The 522-nt window shown below is 61.5% G+C and carries 1 protein-coding gene; it reads left to right on the forward strand.

The features are described from left to right. Window positions 1-522, forward strand: a 522-nt coding sequence (locus tag IQK56_RS30795; protein WP_193901992.1) for an AraC family transcriptional regulator, incomplete at both ends; no start/stop codon positions are given.

A 522-nucleotide genomic window follows, 5' to 3' on the forward strand; every position in this document is an offset into this window, starting at 1 on the left:
GAGTTGCCGCCCAAGCGCGAGCGCTCTGCGCTGAAGGGGGTCGGCATCGGTGTTGTCACCGAGGGCATGCTGGCGTCATTTGCGCGGCTGGTGGCGTTGCTCGATGAGCCCGAAGCAATCCCGGTCCTCGCGCCCTTGATCCAGCGCGAAATCCACTACCGGCTATTGCAGAGTGACCAGTCGGATCGACTGCGCCGGATCTGTTCGGTGGACGGGCAGGGGTATCGCATCGCCAAGGCGATTGACTGGCTCAAACTCAATTACGACGCGGTATTGCGCGTTGAAGACTTGGCCGCGCGGGTGCAGATGAGCGCGGCGACGTTCCATCATCACTTTCGCCAACTGACGGCGATGAGCCCATTGCAGTATCAGAAATGGCTGCGCTTGAACGAGGCGCGCCGGTTGATGCTCAACGAGCACCAGGATGTGTCCAGCGCGGCGTTCAAAGTGGGCTATGAAAGCCCGTCGCAGTTCAGCCGCGAATACAGCCGGCTGTTTGGAGTGCCGCCCAAGCGCGATATC

Origin of the sequence: Pseudomonas cyclaminis, from assembly GCF_015163715.1 — a bacterium.
GTDB classification, from domain to species: domain Bacteria; phylum Pseudomonadota; class Gammaproteobacteria; order Pseudomonadales; family Pseudomonadaceae; genus Aquipseudomonas; species Aquipseudomonas cyclaminis.